Origin of the sequence: Aminobacter sp. NyZ550, from assembly GCF_025628925.2 — a bacterium.
GTDB classification, from domain to species: domain Bacteria; phylum Pseudomonadota; class Alphaproteobacteria; order Rhizobiales; family Rhizobiaceae; genus Aminobacter; species Aminobacter ciceronei.
In genome coordinates, this window is record NZ_CP114190.1 from 702,693 (window position 1) to 718,355 (window position 15,663).

The following is a 15,663-nucleotide window of genomic DNA, read 5'->3' on the forward strand; positions in this document are numbered from 1 at the left end:
CGGGTCCAGCCACAGCCTGCCTGTACATTCTTTCCTTAAGCTTAAACGCCGACAGTTTCTGTATTTGACGCAAAAGAAAAGCCCGGCGCAATGGCCGGGCTTTCCGATTAGACTGGATGTCGATCCGATCAGGCCGACTTCTTCTTGTCGTCGTTGTCGTCGATCTCTTCGAAATCGGCGTCGACCACGTCGCTGTCCTTGGCAGCATCGGCGGCGGCGTCGGATTCGGCCGCTTCCTTCTGCGAAGCCTCGTACATGGCCTGGCCGAGCTTCATCGAAGCTTCGGCAAGCGCCTGCGACTTGGCGTTGATCGCTTCGGCATCGTCGCCTTCGGTCGCGGTCCTCAGGGCTGCGATCGCATCCGAAATCGCAGTGCGGTCTGCTTCGGTGACCTTGTCGCCATATTCCTTGAGCGACTTCTCCGAGGAATTCAGCAGGCTTTCGGCCTGGTTACGTGCCTCGACCAGTGCCTTGCGCTTCTTGTCGGCCTCGGCATTGACCTCGGCGTCCTTGACCATCTTCTCGATGTCGGCGTCGGACAGACCGCCAGATGCCTGGATGCGGATCTGGTGCTCCTTGCCAGTGCCCTTGTCCTTGGCCGAGACGTTGACGATGCCGTTGGCGTCGATGTCGAAGGTCACTTCGATCTGCGGCACGCCGCGCGGTGCGGGCGGAATGCCGACCAGGTCGAACTGGCCGAGCATCTTGTTGTCGGCAGCCATTTCACGCTCGCCCTGGAAGACGCGGATGGTCACCGCCGACTGGCTGTCCTCGGCCGTCGAGAAGACCTGGCTCTTCTTGGTCGGGATCGTGGTGTTGCGCTCGATCAGGCGGGTGAACACGCCGCCCAGCGTCTCGATGCCCAGAGACAGCGGGGTCACGTCGAGCAGCAGCACGTCCTTGACGTCGCCCTGCAGCACGCCGGCCTGGATGGCAGCACCGAGAGCAACCACCTCGTCGGGGTTGACGCCCTTGTGCGGCTCCTTGCCGAAGAACTGCTTCACGATCTCCTGGATCTTGGGCATGCGGGTCATGCCGCCGACCAGGACCACTTCGTCGATCTCGCCTGCCTTCAGGCCGGCATCCCTGAGCGCTGCCTTGCACGGCTCGATCGTGCGCTGGACGAGGTCGTCGACCAACTGTTCGAACTTGGCGCGCGAAAGCTTCAGCGTCAGGTGCTTCGGGCCGGTCGCGTCAGCGGTGATGAAGGGCAGGTTGATTTCAGTCTGGGTCGTCGACGACAGCTCGATCTTAGCCTTCTCCGCAGCTTCCTTGAGGCGCTGCAGGGCAAGCTTGTCGTTCTTCAGGTCGATGCCCTGTTCCTTCTTGAACTCGGCCGCCAAGTACTCGACCAGGCGCATGTCGAAGTCTTCGCCGCCCAAGAAGGTGTCGCCGTTGGTCGACTTCACCTCGAACACGCCGTCGCCGATCTCGAGAACCGAGATATCGAAGGTGCCGCCGCCAAGGTCATAGACGGCAATCGTCTTGCCTTCGGTCTTGTCGAGGCCATAGGCCAGCGCAGCTGCGGTCGGCTCGTTGATGATGCGCAGCACTTCCAGACCGGCAATCTTGCCGGCGTCTTTGGTGGCCTGGCGCTGGGCGTCGTTGAAATAGGCCGGAACGGTGATGACGGCCTTCTCGACCTTCTCGCCGAGATAGGCTTCCGCCGTTTCCTTCATCTTCTGCAGGATCATCGCCGAGATCTGGCTGGGCGACTGCTTCTTGTCGCCGGCTTCCACCCAGGCGTCGCCATTGTCACCCTTCACGATGTGATAGGGGACCAGCTTCTTGTCCTTTTCGGTGACCGGATCGTCGTAGCGACGGCCGATCAGGCGCTTGACCGCGAAGACGGTGTTTTCAGGGTTGGTGACCGCCTGGCGCTTGGCCGGCTGGCCGACGAGACGCTCGCCGTCGCCGCTGAAGGCGACAATGGAAGGGGTCGTGCGCGCGCCTTCCGCGTTCTCGATGACTTTCGCGTCCTTGCCGTCCATGACGGCGACGCAGGAATTGGTCGTTCCCAGATCGATGCCGATAACTTTTGCCATTTTAGTACTTCTCTCCGCTAAGCAGGCTCTCTGGACCCATGAAGGCGTTCCGACGAAAGCCCCTGTTCACTCGAAATGCCGCTCCAGATACCGGTTTTCCGGGCCGAAGCGGTGTTGCGGCGTATATAAGAACAGGCTCCTGACAGCGCAAGCGTTCTGCAACTTTCCGTGCAGGGGACTCGGCAAAAGCCTGTGACAAGCTCATATTTGGGGCATGAGCGAGCTACAATCCATCAACCTTTTCGAACGCCGACGCAATCGCGCGCTGAACACGGCGCAAACATGGCTGCTCGGCGCGGGCAGCCTGCTCCTGCTCGGGGTCACCGCCTGGGCCTTCGCAGGCAGCACCGGCATCCTCTATGCCCTTGTCTTTGGCGCGCTTTCCATGTGGGCGGTGCGGCGCATCAGCCCGCAGATGGTGCTGTCAATGTACAAGGCGCGGCAGGTCACGCCGGCCGACTTCCCCGCCGGCTTCCGCATCGTCGAAGAGCTCGCCCGCCGCGCCGAGCTGCCTGCGGTGCCAAAACTCTATGTCATCCCGTCGAAGATGATGAACGCGTTTGCCGTCGGCCGTCGCAACGACGCGGCCATCGCCGTGACTGACGCGCTTGCCCGTAACCTGACCCCGCGCGAGTTCGCCGGCGTGCTCGCCCATGAGATCAGCCACATCGCCCATGAAGACGTGAAGGTCATGGCCTTCGCCGACATGGTGTCGCGCTTCACCTCGTTCATGTCGACTGTCGGCCTGGTCTCGCTGTTTCTCAATCTGTTCGGTTTTGCCGGCGGTTTCGGCACCCAGGTGCCCTGGCTCGCCGTGCTGGTGCTGCTTGCCGCACCCACCGTCGGCGGCCTGCTGCAGATGGCGCTGTCGCGCACCCGCGAGTTCGACGCCGATCTTGGCGCCGCCATCCTCACCGGCGACCCGGACGGCCTCGCCTCGGCGTTGACCAAGCTCGAACGTGCCCAGGGCAGGGTGTGGGAAAACATCCTCCTGCCCAGCGGCCGCATCCCCGACCCCTCGGTGCTGCGCACCCACCCGCTCACCGCCGACCGCGTCGCCCGGCTCAGGGCGCTGAAAACCACCGGGGCGCCGGAGCCCATCGTTACAGCCGACAGCGCCGCTGTGCCGCATGTTGCCCGACAGTCGATGATCCCCAAGATCCGCGCCCGCCCCGGCACGTATTTGCCGCAAGGCGCGCGCGGCTTCATCAATGCCGCCAACACCGACTTCGCCGACGACAGCCGTCCCGCCTGCGACGCCTCGCTCAACCCACCCGACAAAGGCCGCCCGCGCATCCGGGTGACCCGCGGCGGCGTGTGGTGGTGATTTTTTGCGCCGAAGTGAAGAGATTTTGAACAGGGTGGCTCGTCACCAACGATCCTTCTGATCTGCAGGCGATCTTAGCTGTCATCGGCGCCGCGACCAATCGATAAGGCCGCAAAGCTTATCCCTGCAATACAGCAGGATGAGCACCGCCGGCGACGAGACCAATCTCCCTCCTTGTGTGGGAGATGGCCGGCAGGCCAGAGGGGGGTGCGAAGGATCGCAACTTGGCTTCATGGATGGCCGAACCGATCAATCGCGCCCGGGTGTCGCTTCGCTCACCCGGAGTGAGTGACTTCCCATCAACACTGAAGAAGGGGCGCCGCCCTATCTCCGCCCCTTCACCGCCGTCGCGCCGCGATTGGCCGCCACCCAGACGACATGGCGAGCGCCGCTGCCCTTGGTGCTGGCACGGACCTTGACCTCGTCGGTGACGAAGCCGCTTTCATGCAAGCGCCGCGAAAACGACTTGTCGGGGCCTTGCGACCAGACGATCAGCACGCCGCCCGGCTTCAGCGCGGTCTTCGCCGCATAGAGCCCGGTATAGTTGTAAAGACTGTCATTGGCGTCGCGCGACAGGCCCTCGGGACCGTTGTCGACGTCGAGCAGAATGGCGTCATAGTCGCCCATGCCATCGCGGATGAGCTTGCCGACATCGCCCTCCACTATTTCGACGCGCGGGTCGTCGAGGCAGCCGGCGAAGAGTTCGGCCATCGGCCCGCGCGCCCAGGCGATGACCTCTGATACCAGTTCGGCGACGACGATGCGGGCATCCCGGCCGAACAAGGCAAGGGCTGCGCGCAAGGTGAAACCCATGCCGAGGCCGCCGATCAGGATGTTGGGCTTGGAACGGCCACCGATGCGCTCATGGGCGAGTTTGGCCAGCGCTTCCTCGGAGCCGCTCAGCCGGCTGTTCATCAGCTCGTTGCTGCCGAGCATGATCGAGAACTCGGTGCCGCGCTGCTTGAGCCGCAGTTCGCCGCCGCCGGGAATCTTCGCCGTGTCGAGCACTACCCAGGGAATCATCGCCGCGCGCCTTCATTGTCCGACTTCATGCGGCGCTCCCTAGCACAGCATGGCGCAAACGACAGCCTTCGCCCGGCCGATGGTGGGCAGGCTCGAAAGCCCGGAGGCCCAATGGCCTAGATGTCGTTTCCAAGAAGGTTGTTCAGTCTTTGGAACGGGCTGATGCCTCCAAGGGCCGAGTGTGGGCGTGCCAGGTTGTAGTTGGCTGCCCATTGGTGAATGGCCTTGGCGCGTTCGTTCGATGAGGCGTATGGCCTGGCATAGGCGCATTCGCGCAGCGAAGTCTGGATGAAGCGCTCGGCCTTGCCGTTGGTGCGCGGGGTGTAGGGCCTTGTGCGGATGTGTCGGGCACCGGCACCTTGGAGTGCCTGGGCGAACAGTTTGGAGCGATACGCCGAGCCGTTGTCGGTCATCACCCGCTCAACCCTGGCGCCCAGCCTGGCGTACCAGGCCAGTGCCCGGTTGAGGAACCCGGTGGCATCATCCCGGCCCAGGCTGGGCAGCAGTTCGACATAGGCGAGGCGCGAGGCATCGTCGATGGCGACATGCAGGTGTTCGTAGCCGATGCCTCGGGCGCGATGATGGCCTTGGTGCTGACCCGTGATCCGATGGCCAACGCCGTCGATACGGCCCAGGGTCTTGATGTCGATATGGATCAGTTCGCCCGGCCGCTGCCGCTCGTAGCGCAACACCGGGGGCCGGGGATCGAGCCAGGCCAGCCGGTTCAGTCCTAGCCGGCGCAGCACAAGGCCCACCGTCGAGCGCGCCAGGCCCAAGGACCGGGCAATTGCCGGCCCGGTCATGCGCTGGCGCCGCAACTGCTCGATCCGCGACACCTGCATGGCTGCCAGCCGATGCCGGCAGCGGTGCGGCGCCGAACTGCGATCGTGCAGAACCCGGTCGCCGGCCCGGTAGCGGTCGAGCCAGCGATAAGCCGTTCGTTCCGAAACCCCGGCCGAACCGGCAGCACGCCGCACGCTCCAGCCCTGTTCAATTCGTTGCACCAAAAGCACTCGACCTGACGGCGTCAGACGCGCATTCTTATGGACGTTCATTCGGGGAGCTCCACTGAAGGTTGGTTGGCTTCGCAACCCCAGCTTCTCAGTCCCTCCTCGAATGAACAACCTTCATAGCTTCGACACCTAGACCTCCTCCCAGCCGTCACGGTCGCCGGCGCGGAAGATGGCATCGATGACCTTCTGGTTGAGCACCGACTGCTCGAGCGAGAAGACGTGGTCTCCACCCCCTTGCGCTGCGCGGACAAAGGTCTCGACCTGCAGCCGGTACTGCTGAGCGCCGGGGAAGCGGAACACCGTCGCCTCGTTGTGGCCGGCATTGTGCAGCTCGACGCGGTGATGGTCGTAGAGCCCGGCATTGAACGGCGCATGGATCTCGATGAAGCCCTTGTCGCCGTGGAAGACCATCAGCTGGCGGTTGGCGAGCTGGGTCGAGAGATAAAAGGAAAGTTCGAAATCGCCGAAATCGGCGCGGACACTGGAGTAGATGTCGGTACCGAATTTCGGGTCGCGTTCGATGCTCGCCTGTACCCGCACCGGCTCCTTGCCGGTCGAAAAGCGCGTCGTGACCGTCGGGTAGACGCCTATATCGGGCAGGGCGCCGCCGCCAAGATCGAGCTGGTTGCGCATGTTGTTGGGGTCGACGTTGAAATAGGAAAACGCGCCCTGGACGTGCTTGAGCTTGCCGATGGCCCCGGCTGCGATCAGGTCGCGCACCTTCAGCCATTGCGGATGATAGGTGACCATGAAGGCTTCAGAGACGATCACCTTGTTGCGGTCGCGGATGGCGATCAGCGGCACGATGTCCTCGGCCTTCAGCGCCAACGGCTTTTCGACCAGCACGTGCTTCCCGGCCTCGGCCGCCTTTGCCGCCCATTCGAGATGTTGCGAGGTCGGCAGCGGAATGTAGACGCCGTCGACGGTGTCGGAGGCAAGCAGCGCGTCATAGGAGCCGAAGGCATGTGCTGCGCCGAAGCGGTCGGCCAGGGCGCGCGCCTTGCCGACGTCGCGGCTGGCGACCGCGGCCAGCACGCCATTGTCGGAATCGGCGATCGCCGGCAACAGCTGGTCACGGCCGATCTTGGCTGTCGAAAGTACGCCCCAACGAAACATCTGGCCTCCGGAAACAAGGAAAAAGCTGGCCCACTTGCCCGCTTCGGGAGATTGGCGGAAGCCGCCGCCAAATGCCAGAGCCTATCTGGTTTAGCCGCGGCGGCCACTGAACTCCATGTCGAAGGCAACGATGTTGGAATAGATCGGCGTGCCGACATCCATCTGGTAACGCGAGCGGAACACCTGGCCGCTGACCCGGAAACGGATCTGTCCGCCCTTCAGGCCCTGCAGCTCGGCGGTGAACTTTTCGGTGTTGGTGTGGCCGCGCGCCGTCAGCTGGCCGGTGATGACAGCCGAATTGTCGCCGGTGCGCCGGACACTGGTCGAGCGGAAGGTGATCTCACGTGAATTGGCGACGTCGAAGACGGCGTCCGACTTCAGGAAGGCGTCGATACGGCCCTGACCGGTGCCGACGCTTTCGGGAAAGATGGTGATGTCGACCTTCGAACGGGCAATGTCGCCGCCGTCGATGCGGATCGTGCCCTTGAACTGGCCGAAAGCGCCGGAGAGCCCTCCGCCGCCGATCTTGCCGATGGCAAAGCGGATGCTCGAACCATTGTTGGAAACGGCATAACGCCCGGCCGCATCGGACAACGCCACCGCCGAGGCAGTGTCGCCGAGAAGACTGACCGCAATGAGGGCTGCAGCGCCCAAGACACGCAAGGACATCTCATCATGCTCCCTGATGGCAAGGCCCATCCGGGCCATGCACCGAGACAAACGAACGGATTGCAGCTGCTATTCCGGCTTTCGTGGGGACCTCGCGAAAAATGGCGAGATCATCCGTACCAGCACGACATCACGCAGCCAGAAATGGTGCCGGAGCGCCGCCAGAATGTGCAGCACAACCAGCGCGATGCCGGCATAGGCCAGCCATTTGTGGCCGAAGACCCAGAATGTCTCGGCCGCATCGGAAACCTGCAACGGCAGATGCGGCATGACGAAAAGATTGAACGGCACCGACGGGATTTCGAGTACCGAAACCGACACCAGCGCCCAGCCGGACAACGGCACGGCCAGCTGCGCGGCATAAAGCAGCAGATGCACCATGGGTGCTGCCTTGCGTTCCAGCGGATCGACCTCCTCGGGCAGCTCGGGATTCATGTTGCCCAGCCGCCAGCCGACGCGGACCAGCACCAGCCCGAGCAGCAGGAAGCCGAAGGACTTGTGCAGCTGGATCAGCTCGAAGGAGGTGCGCTGGCTGGCAATGCGGACCATGACGAGCCCAAGCGCGAACTGGCCAATGAACAAAGCCGCGATCAGCCAGTGCAGGACAATCGCGGCCCAGCCATAACGGGTAGTGGTGTTGCGCAGCATCGACGGCACCTCCGTCGCACAACAAATCTGGGGCGGAATTCGTCCCGGAACAGGGGCCTACCAGTCCAAGACGGTGACCTCCGGCCACATCGCCCTGGCGCGCCGGCCCTTGGCTTCGTGGGTGGCGCGGTTGTCGTTGCGATGATTGGGCGTGATCCGGAAGGCAAAAACATCGTCGAGGCCGAACGGCGCCCAGACCCGCGCAGCGCCGTCGACAAGGGCGAGGCCGACTGCATGGGTGCGCGAAGCGAAATGCTCGAGCGACTCGGCGCTCGACCCGAGCGGAGCGCGCGGCGAGCCGAAATGATCCTCGAACCAGAGATGCACGCGGGCCTGGTTTCGGATCTCGACCGGCAGCGGCAGATGCGCAAAGGCCTCGTTGCCCCGGCGGATATGCACGTCTTCGGCCTCCCAGGAGAGGTCGGCGCCGTCGAAATAGAACAGGTCGAGATCCTTGATGCCGTGCCCGGCCGGGCGGCCGGTCAGATGGTTCCAGACGCTGTTGTAGAGCGCACCCGAAACCAGCATCCACTGTGGCAGAGCGAGTTTCTCGGCCACGGCGAGTGCCGGACGGACGATCGGGTCGGCAAGGAGGATATCGAGCAGGACCTGCCGCTGGTCTTCAAACGGCAGGCCCTTGTATCGCAGATGCTCCATCCTGCACCCCGAGAACGATCAGCTCCTGAGCGCGCCGCCGGTCTGCTTCTTGACGTTCTCGACGATGCGCGCCGCGAGCGCCTCGAAATCCTGGTCGGTCAGCGTCTTCTCGACCGGCTGGATCGACACCTCGATGGCGATCGACTTCTTGCCTTCGCCGAGCGATGCGCCTTCGAAGACGTCGAAGACCGAGACGCCCGTGATCAGCTTCTTGTCGGCGGAGAGGGCGGCACGCGTCAATGTGCCGGCCTCGACCGCCTTGTCGACGACGAAGGCGAAGTCGCGCTTTACGGCCTGGAAGGCCGACAGTTCGAGCTTCGGCTTGGTCTTGGTCGGCTTGGCCTTGGGTTCGGGGATGGCATCGACATAGACCTCGAAGCCGCAGAGCGGGCCCGACACGTCGAGGCCTTCGAGCGTCCTCGGATGGAATTCGCCGAAGGCGCCGAGCACGACCTTGGGGCCGAGCTTGATCACGCCCGAGCGGCCCGGGTGATACCATGCCGGCGCGCCGGTCTCGATCTGCAGCCGGTCGACGGGTGCGCCGCAGGCTTCGAGTGCGGCGATGGCATCGGCCTTGGCGTCGAATACGCCGACATTGCCGGCATTGCCCGACCAGTTGCGGCCCGAGCCCTCAAGCTTGGCGGTGCCGCGGCGGACACCAGAGGCGACGCGACGCTGGCCTTCGGCCGTGTCGTTCTCATAGGTGCCGGAGACCTCGAACAGGGCGACGTCGCCGAGGCCGCGGTCGGCATTGCGCTGGGCAGCGGCGATCAGGCCGGGCAGCAGCGACGGCCGCATGTCGGACATGTCCGCTGCGATCGGGTTCGACAGCTTGAGGCTGTCCTGGCCGCCGCCGAACAGCTCGGCGTGCCTGGCCGGGATGAACGACCAGGTGACGGCCTCCATCATGCCGCGCACGGCGAGCGCGCGCCGCGCCGAGCGGGTGCGAATCTGCAGCGTGGTCAGGATCTTGCCGTTGACGGCGTCATGCGCGCCCAGCGGCTGCGGCGCGATGTTGTCGACGCCGTGGATGCGCATGACCTCCTCGACCAGGTCGGCCTTGCCGTCGACGTCGGGACGCCAGGACGGCACGGAAACCTCGACGACGTCGCCATCGCCGCTCACGCCAAAGCCGAGGCGGGTGAGGATGTCGAGGCTCTCGGCCTTCGGCACCTCGATACCGGTCAGGCGCTTGACCTCGGACAATGGCAAGGAGACGACCTTGGCCGTGTGACCGGCATAACCTGTCACGTCGGTCCTGGTCGGCTGGCCACCGCAGAGTTCCAGCACCAGCTTCGTTGCCAGCTCGACACCCGGAACCATGAATTCGGGGTCGACACCACGCTCGAAGCGGTAGCGCGCATCGGTGATGATGCCGAGCGTGCGGCCGGTACGGGCGACGTTGAGCGGGGCCCACAGCGCCGACTCGATCAGCACGTCCGTCGTGTTCTCGTCGCAGCCCGAATGCTCGCCGCCCATGACGCCGGCGATGGATTCGACGCCATTGTCATCCGCGATGACGCACATCTCCGATGTCAGCGCGTATTCGCGGCCGTCGAGCGCCAGCACCTTGTCGCCTTCGCGGCCACGGCGGACGACGAGATTGCCGGCAACCTTGCTGGCGTCGAAGACGTGCAGCGGACGGCCATGGTCGAAGGTGACGTAATTGGTGATGTCGACCAGCGCGTTGATGGGCCTGAGGCCGATGGCCAGCAGGCGCTGCTGCATCCATTTGGGCGAGGGACCGTTCTTGACGCCGCGCACAAGGCGCAGCGCGAAACCCGGGCAGAGCTCCGGCGCCTCGATCGACACCTTGACCGGGCATTCGCCATCACCGGCGACCGGCTCGACCTTACCGCCCTTGAGCGTGCCGAGGCCGGACGCCGCGAGATCGCGGGCGATGCCATGGACGCTGGTGGCGTCGGGACGGTTCGGCGTCAGGTTGATCTCGATGACCGGGTCGTCGAGATGCGCGTAGGCCGCGAAGGACGTGCCGACCGGCGCATCAGCCGGCAGGTCGATGATGCCATTATGCTCATCCGACAGCTGAAGCTCGCGCTCGGAGCACATCATGCCGTGGCTTTCAACGCCGCGGATCTTGCCGACCGACAGCGTCACGTCGATGCCGGGCACATAGGCGCCGGGAGCGGCGAAGGCGCCGATCAGCCCGGCCCGTGCATTGGGCGCGCCGCAGACGACCTGGACGGGCTTGCCGTCACCGGTGTCGACGGTGAGAACCTGCAGCTTGTCGGCGTCGGGATGCCTGTTTGCCGTCAGCACCTTGGCAATGACGAAAGGCTTGAGGGCCGCCTTGTCGTCGACGGACTCAACTTCGAGGCCGATCGACGTCAGGCGCTCGACGATCTGGTCGAGCGAGGCGTCGGTGTCGAGATGATCCTTGAGCCAGGAGAGGGTGAATTTCATGGGTTCACTCGTTTCGTGTCGTTGCGGTCGAGCACTTCCACCACCCGGAACCGCTCACAAACCAAAATCATGTCAGGCGAAAAGCCGCCATTGCGGGCGAAATAGGCCTCGTGGGCCTGACGCCAATATTCATAGGACAGGTCACCCTCGCCTTCCGCGGCGGCAAACTCCGCATCAACCTCGTCGAAGCGGCGCTGGATCGCCTCGACGGTTTCGATGACAGCGGCACGGCGGCCCTGGCCGTCGAGCACGACATCCCTGCGGCCGACCTCGGGCACCGGCTCAGCGCCGCCGTAGTCGCGCAAGGCGCCGCAGGTCGCGGTCTTACGCCCTGACAGCACCAGCGCCAGCAGCTCGTCGGCGAGCTCCGGGCTGTCGCCGAAGGCGAAGGTCACCGCACCGGCATATCGGTCGGCAGCGTCACTCATGCGCTCAGGCCACCGAACAGGGTCGGCATGTCGAGCGGGCGGAAGCCATAGTGCTGGAGCCAGCGGACATCGGCGTCGAAGAAAGCGCGCAGATCGGGCATGCCGTATTTCAGCATGGCGATGCGGTCGATACCCATGCCCCAGGCGAAGCCCTGATACTCGTCGGGATCGAGGCCGCCATGGCGCAGCACGTTCGGGTGCACCATGCCGCAGCCGAGGATCTCCATCCAGTCGTTGCCTTCGCCGAAACGTACTTCGCCGGGACGCGAACGGTCGCATTGGATGTCGACCTCGAGGCTCGGCTCGGTGAACGGGAAGAAGGACGGACGGAAGCGCATCTTGACCGAGGGGACCTCGAAGAACGCCTTGCAGAACTCCTCCAGCACCCACTTCATGTTGGCGATGTTGGCGGTCTTGTCGATCACCAGGCCCTCGACCTGATGGAACATCGGCGAGTGCGTGGCGTCCGAATCCTGGCGATAGGTCTTGCCGGGAATGACGATGCGGATCGGCGGCTTCTGCGTCTCCATGGTGCGGATCTGCACCGGCGAGGTGTGGGTGCGCAAAAGCTTGCGCTCGCCATTCTGGTCGGGCGGGAAGAAGAAAGTGTCGTGCATCTCGCGCGCCGGGTGGCCGACGGGGAAGTTGAGCGCGGTGAAATTGTAGTGGTCGGTCTCGACATCGGGACCTTCGGCGATGGCAAAGCCGAGGTCGCCGAAAATCGCCGCGATCTCGTCGATGACCTGGCTGATCGGATGGATGCGGCCGCGCTCGGCCGGCGACTGCCGCACCGGCAGGGTCACGTCGACCTTTTCGGCGACGAGGCGGGCGGCGATGGCGACATCGCGCAGCTCGGTCTTGCGGGCCGAGAGCGCGTCGGTGACGCGGTTCTTCAGGCCGTTGATCGCCGGCCCCTTGGTCTGGCGCTCTTCGGCGCTCATCGCGCCAAGGGTCTTCAGCATCTCCGAGACCGAGCCCTTCTTGCCGAGGGCGGCGACGCGCACCGCCTCGATCGCCTGCTCGTCGGAGGCGGAAGCGATGTCGCTCAGCAGCGATTGTTCGAGAGTTTCAAGATCGCTCATGGTCCAGTTCCGTTGCGGCCCTACGGCCCTTCGTTGCGGCAAAAGAAAAACCCGCGCCAGCCGTGCCAGCGCGGGTTCCCCAAATCAAGTCTGCGATGCTTGGGAAGGCGCTGGTTAAGCTACAGCGCTTTCAAAAGCATTCGGGGTGGTGTTCTTGAGGTACTCAAGAGCAACCTTGGCCTTGGCCACGAGTGCGGCGAATGCCTGCGGCTCATGGATAGCCATGTCGGAGAGAATCTTGCGATCGATCTCGATGTTGGCCTTGTTCAGGCCGTCGATGAAGCGGCCATATGTCAGGCCGTGCTCGCGGACCGCGGCGTTGATGCGCTGGACCCACAGGGCGCGGAAGTTGCGCTTGCGGTTCTTGCGGTCGCGGTAAGCGTACTGCTTCGACTTTTCCACCGCCTGCTTGGCAATGCGGATGGTGTTCTTGCGGCGGCCGTAGAAACCCTTGGCCTGCTCGAGAACCTTCTTGTGCTTGGCGTGGGCGGTTACGCCCCTTTTTACGCGTGCCATGTCATGATCTCCTTAAACGTTGTCCAGGCCGGGCTCAGAGGCCGTTCGGCAGAAAATTCTTGATGACCTTCTTGGCATCCGGTTCAGCCAGAACCATCGTGCCGCGAGCATCGCGAATGAACTTGTTGGAACGCTTGATCATGCCATGGCGCTTGCCAGCGGCAGCCGCCAGGACCTTGCCAGTCGCGGTAACCTTGAACCGCTTCTTGGCAGCCGATTTGGTCTTCATCTTGGGCATTTTGCTACTCCGTTCTTCAGGATCCCGCGGCACCCGAAAGTGCTTCGAAATCCCTTCATGTTGTTGTTTTCAGGCCGACCAAAGCCCGAAAAGCAAATGAAACCGCCACGGCATGCCCTGCCGGGCGGTTCTGGGACGCGGCTATATACGCGGAAGTTTGGCGCAGTGCAACACCCTGAAACGGCCGCAACCGCAATGTTTCCGCGGCCTCAGGGGAGGCGGAACAGCACCGGCAGCGCGCCGGTGACCTGGGCGTGGTCGATCAGCTCGAAAACGGGCAGGGCGACGAGAAACACCAGGCCGTCGAGCAAGGTGTTGAGCAAAAGCTTGGGCCGGAAACTGCCAGTGTCGCCTTCCTGGTAGAGCGAGAGCTTCGGGAAGAAGCGCGGCACCCTTTCGACATAGGCCTTGTAGGCGGCGCCGAAAAGCGCTTCGAGATGCCGCTCCTCACGCAGAATGACCACATGGAAGGCCAGCGCGCACAGTACGGCAAAGCCGATCGTGGCGACGATCGAACCCATCTGCGCGCCGACGCCGGCGGCCGCCAGCGTCGAAAAGACGTAGAGCGGGTTGCGGGTCATCGAATAGGGCCCGCCGGTGACGACCTCACCCGATTTGCGCCCGCCGATATAGAGCGTGCACCACAGGCGGCCGACGATGCCGAGGAAGATCAAAAGGATGCCGACCATCTCGACGACTTCGTGGACGGTGGTGTCGGGCGGAAAGGTCGACTGGCCGAACAGCAAGGCCGCGAACATCGCAACGATCAGCACGGCCAACACGAGGCGGCGCATGCTCTGGTACCGGCCCAGGCCTGATGTGTCGTTGTTGCTCATGCGGCCAAACACTCCAGCCGCCCTGCGCGGGCAGGTCAGCCTTTCGGCACCACTGTCGGGGAAAATAGCCCCGGCGGATCCCGGGGCATCGGTGCATTGCGCGCCCGTCTGGGCGCGCAACATGGCATCAGCGTGGCGCCAGCACCATCATCATCTGACGGCCTTCGAGCTTGGGCTCGGCTTCGACCTTGGCGATGGTGGCGACTTCCTCGCGCACCTTGTTGAGAAGCTGCATGCCGAGTTCCATGTGCGCCATTTCGCGGCCACGGAAACGCAACGTCAGCTTGACCTTGTCGCCTTCCTCGAAGAAGCGGCGCACCGCCTTCATCTTGGTCTCGTAGTCATGGCTATCGATGTTCGGGCGCATCTTGATCTCCTTGATCTCGATGACCTTCTGGTTCTTGCGCGCCTCGGCCGCCTTCTTCTGGTTGGCGTATTTCAGCTTGCCGAGGTCAAGGATCTTGACGACGGGCGGCGTGGCGTTGGGGGAAATTTCTACGAGATCGAGGCCTGCCTCTTCGGCGGCCAGGAGTGCGTCGTTGATGGAAACATCGCCACGGTTCTGTCCGTCGGCGTCGATCAGCTGGACCCGGGGAACCCGGATGTCACGGTTGGAGCGCGGGCCGTCCTTGGTGGGCGCGGCTGCTTTGAAAGGTCTGCGAATTGTCGTGGTCTCCTCGAGCCATTGACGTTGTTGAATGTCTGACGCGCCAATGTGGGTAGCGCGCGGGCGAAGTCAATAACACAGCACTCACAACAAATCACCTGCTTCTGCGCATGCGAACTGCCCCAAAAGAACGATTCTTGGGGCACTTTCCGCATCAGGCCGGCTGTGCCACAAGTCCCAGCCAAGGGGATTTGACATGACTGCAAGCGCACCGGACTTCATCGAGGTCGAAGGCAACCGTATCGCCTTGAGGTACCAGCCGGGCCAGGCGCCAGGCGTGGTCTGGCTCGGCGGCTACAAGTCCGACATGCTCGGCACCAAGGCCGAAACGCTGGCCGCTTGGGCAGCGGGCGAGGGGCGCGCCTTCCTGCGCCACGACTATTCCGGCCACGGCGAGAGCGGCGGCGCCTTTGCCGACGGCACGATCTCCAGGTGGCTGGCCGAAAGCCTTGCGGTGTTCCGCGCGTTCACGACAGGGCCGCAGGTGCTCGTCGGCTCGTCGATGGGCGCCTGGATCGCGCTCAGGATGAACGCCGAGCTCAACAAAGCGGGCGAGGGTGACCGCGTCGCCGGACTGGTGCTGCTGGCGCCGGCGCCGGACTTCACCGCCGAGCTGATCGAGCCCGAACTGACCGAGGCCCAGCGCAGGGACCTGGCCGAGAAGGGCTATTTCGAGGAACCGTCGGACTATTCGCCGGAGCCCTATATCTACACCCGCGCGCTGATCGAGGACGGCCGCAACAACCTTGTCATGACCGGGCCGATCCACACCCATTGCCCCGTCCACATCATCCAGGGCCTTGCCGACCCCGACGTGCCGCACAGCCATGCGCTGAAGCTGATGAGCCTTCTGCCCGCCGACGACGCAACGCTGTCGCTGGTGCCGAACGGCGATCATCGCCTGTCACGGCCGGAGGATCTCGAGCTGCTGACCCGCGCAGTCGGCGAAACCATCGCGCGGGCCGGCTGAGCCG

Annotated in this window: 16 protein-coding genes; 2 read left to right on the forward strand and 14 right to left on the reverse strand. The window is 64.1% G+C overall.

The window, feature by feature from the left end; genetic code table 11:
- Window positions 1–128 precede the first annotated feature (128 nt).
- Entirely contained in the window at window positions 129–2,045 is a 1,917-nt protein-coding gene (dnaK, locus tag N7E70_RS03425) for a molecular chaperone DnaK (protein WP_067955694.1), read from the reverse strand.
- 214 nt (window positions 2,046–2,259) lie between these two features.
- Between dnaK and N7E70_RS03430 the strand changes: the two genes are divergently transcribed.
- Window positions 2,260–3,372 carry a zinc metalloprotease HtpX gene (locus N7E70_RS03430; RefSeq protein WP_263005545.1) on the forward strand — a complete coding sequence of 371 codons (1,113 nt, stop codon included), beginning with the start codon at window positions 2,260–2,262 and terminating at the stop codon, window positions 3,370–3,372.
- 324 nt (window positions 3,373–3,696) lie between these two features.
- On the opposite strand, the gene N7E70_RS03435 is transcribed toward N7E70_RS03430, so the two are convergent.
- The 13 genes from N7E70_RS03435 to infC form a co-directional block, all read right to left on the reverse strand.
- Window positions 3,697–4,395 carry a spermidine synthase gene (locus N7E70_RS03435; protein WP_067955699.1) on the reverse strand — a complete coding sequence of 233 codons (699 nt, stop codon included), beginning with the start codon at window positions 4,393–4,395 and terminating at the stop codon, window positions 3,697–3,699.
- 116 nt (window positions 4,396–4,511) lie between these two features.
- Window positions 4,512–5,450, reverse strand: coding sequence for an IS481 family transposase (locus N7E70_RS03440; protein WP_263005546.1), 939 nt, complete (start codon window positions 5,448–5,450; stop codon window positions 4,512–4,514).
- An 87-nt stretch (window positions 5,451–5,537) separates the two neighbouring features.
- A complete protein-coding gene (locus N7E70_RS03445; protein ID WP_263005547.1) occupies window positions 5,538–6,524 on the reverse strand; it encodes a Gfo/Idh/MocA family protein in 987 nt (328 codons plus the stop codon).
- Between the two features lie 90 nt (window positions 6,525–6,614).
- Window positions 6,615–7,193 carry a YceI family protein gene (locus N7E70_RS03450; RefSeq protein WP_263005548.1) on the reverse strand — a complete coding sequence of 193 codons (579 nt, stop codon included), beginning with the start codon at window positions 7,191–7,193 and terminating at the stop codon, window positions 6,615–6,617.
- A 69-nt stretch (window positions 7,194–7,262) separates the two neighbouring features.
- Entirely contained in the window at window positions 7,263–7,841 is a 579-nt protein-coding gene (locus N7E70_RS03455; RefSeq protein ID WP_442866492.1) for a cytochrome b, read from the reverse strand.
- Window positions 7,842–7,898: 57 nt separating this feature from the next.
- Window positions 7,899–8,498: a nucleotidyltransferase family protein gene (locus N7E70_RS03460; protein ID WP_263005550.1), complete on the reverse strand. Its 600-nt coding sequence runs from the start codon at window positions 8,496–8,498 to the stop codon at window positions 7,899–7,901.
- 18 nt (window positions 8,499–8,516) lie between these two features.
- Window positions 8,517–10,922: a phenylalanine--tRNA ligase subunit beta gene (gene pheT / locus N7E70_RS03465; RefSeq protein WP_263005551.1), complete on the reverse strand. Its 2,406-nt coding sequence runs from the start codon at window positions 10,920–10,922 to the stop codon at window positions 8,517–8,519.
- Entirely contained in the window at window positions 10,919–11,350 is a 432-nt protein-coding gene (locus N7E70_RS03470; protein WP_067955708.1) for an ASCH domain-containing protein, read from the reverse strand. Before N7E70_RS03470 ends, pheT begins: the two co-directional genes overlap by 4 nt.
- Window positions 11,347–12,432 carry a phenylalanine--tRNA ligase subunit alpha gene (gene pheS, locus N7E70_RS03475; protein ID WP_263005552.1) on the reverse strand — a complete coding sequence of 362 codons (1,086 nt, stop codon included), beginning with the start codon at window positions 12,430–12,432 and terminating at the stop codon, window positions 11,347–11,349. The genes N7E70_RS03470 and pheS overlap by 4 nt, the downstream gene beginning before the upstream one ends.
- 114 nt (window positions 12,433–12,546) lie before the next feature.
- Complete coding sequence (gene rplT, locus N7E70_RS03480) at window positions 12,547–12,948, reverse strand: 50S ribosomal protein L20 (RefSeq protein ID WP_067955711.1); 402 nt, start codon at window positions 12,946–12,948, stop codon at window positions 12,547–12,549.
- Between the two features lie 34 nt (window positions 12,949–12,982).
- Entirely contained in the window at window positions 12,983–13,186 is a 204-nt protein-coding gene (gene rpmI, locus N7E70_RS03485; RefSeq protein ID WP_018430570.1) for a 50S ribosomal protein L35, read from the reverse strand.
- Between the two features lie 209 nt (window positions 13,187–13,395).
- On the reverse strand, window positions 13,396–14,022 hold the full coding sequence (locus tag N7E70_RS03490; protein WP_192312789.1) for a methyltransferase family protein: 627 nt from the start codon (window positions 14,020–14,022) through the stop codon (window positions 13,396–13,398).
- Between the two features lie 127 nt (window positions 14,023–14,149).
- Complete coding sequence (infC, locus tag N7E70_RS03495) at window positions 14,150–14,686, reverse strand: translation initiation factor IF-3 (protein WP_192319763.1); 537 nt, start codon at window positions 14,684–14,686, stop codon at window positions 14,150–14,152.
- A gap of 199 nt (window positions 14,687–14,885) precedes the next feature.
- On the opposite strand from infC, the gene N7E70_RS03500 reads away from it, so the two are divergent.
- Entirely contained in the window at window positions 14,886–15,659 is a 774-nt protein-coding gene (locus tag N7E70_RS03500) for an alpha/beta hydrolase (protein WP_192312792.1), read from the forward strand.
- The last annotated feature ends 4 nt before the right edge of the window (window positions 15,660–15,663 follow it).

Excerpts from the sequence above, each read along its gene's own strand:
- N7E70_RS03435 (WP_067955699.1), bottom strand. The coding sequence starts at position 4,395 with ATGATTCCCTGGGTAGTGCTCGACACGGCGAAGATTCCCGGCGGCGGC.
- N7E70_RS03445 (WP_263005547.1), bottom strand. The coding sequence starts at position 6,524 with ATGTTTCGTTGGGGCGTACTTTCGACAGCCAAGATCGGCCGTGACCAG.
- N7E70_RS03500 (WP_192312792.1), top strand. The coding sequence starts at position 14,886 with ATGACTGCAAGCGCACCGGACTTCATCGAGGTCGAAGGCAACCGTATC.
- N7E70_RS03470 (WP_067955708.1), bottom strand. The coding sequence starts at position 11,350 with ATGAGTGACGCTGCCGACCGATATGCCGGTGCGGTGACCTTCGCCTTC.
- rpmI (WP_018430570.1), bottom strand. The coding sequence starts at position 13,186 with ATGCCCAAGATGAAGACCAAATCGGCTGCCAAGAAGCGGTTCAAGGTT.
- dnaK (WP_067955694.1), bottom strand. The coding sequence starts at position 2,045 with ATGGCAAAAGTTATCGGCATCGATCTGGGAACGACCAATTCCTGCGTC.
- pheT (WP_263005551.1), bottom strand. The coding sequence starts at position 10,922 with ATGAAATTCACCCTCTCCTGGCTCAAGGATCATCTCGACACCGACGCC.
- N7E70_RS03455 (WP_442866492.1), bottom strand. The coding sequence starts at position 7,841 with ATGCTGCGCAACACCACTACCCGTTATGGCTGGGCCGCGATTGTCCTG.
- N7E70_RS03430 (WP_263005545.1), top strand. The coding sequence starts at position 2,260 with ATGAGCGAGCTACAATCCATCAACCTTTTCGAACGCCGACGCAATCGC.
- N7E70_RS03490 (WP_192312789.1), bottom strand. The coding sequence starts at position 14,022 with ATGAGCAACAACGACACATCAGGCCTGGGCCGGTACCAGAGCATGCGC.
- N7E70_RS03460 (WP_263005550.1), bottom strand. The coding sequence starts at position 8,498 with ATGGAGCATCTGCGATACAAGGGCCTGCCGTTTGAAGACCAGCGGCAG.
- pheS (WP_263005552.1), bottom strand. The coding sequence starts at position 12,432 with ATGAGCGATCTTGAAACTCTCGAACAATCGCTGCTGAGCGACATCGCT.
- N7E70_RS03440 (WP_263005546.1), bottom strand. The coding sequence starts at position 5,450 with ATGAACGTCCATAAGAATGCGCGTCTGACGCCGTCAGGTCGAGTGCTT.
- rplT (WP_067955711.1), bottom strand. The coding sequence starts at position 12,948 with ATGGCACGCGTAAAAAGGGGCGTAACCGCCCACGCCAAGCACAAGAAG.
- N7E70_RS03450 (WP_263005548.1), bottom strand. The coding sequence starts at position 7,193 with ATGTCCTTGCGTGTCTTGGGCGCTGCAGCCCTCATTGCGGTCAGTCTT.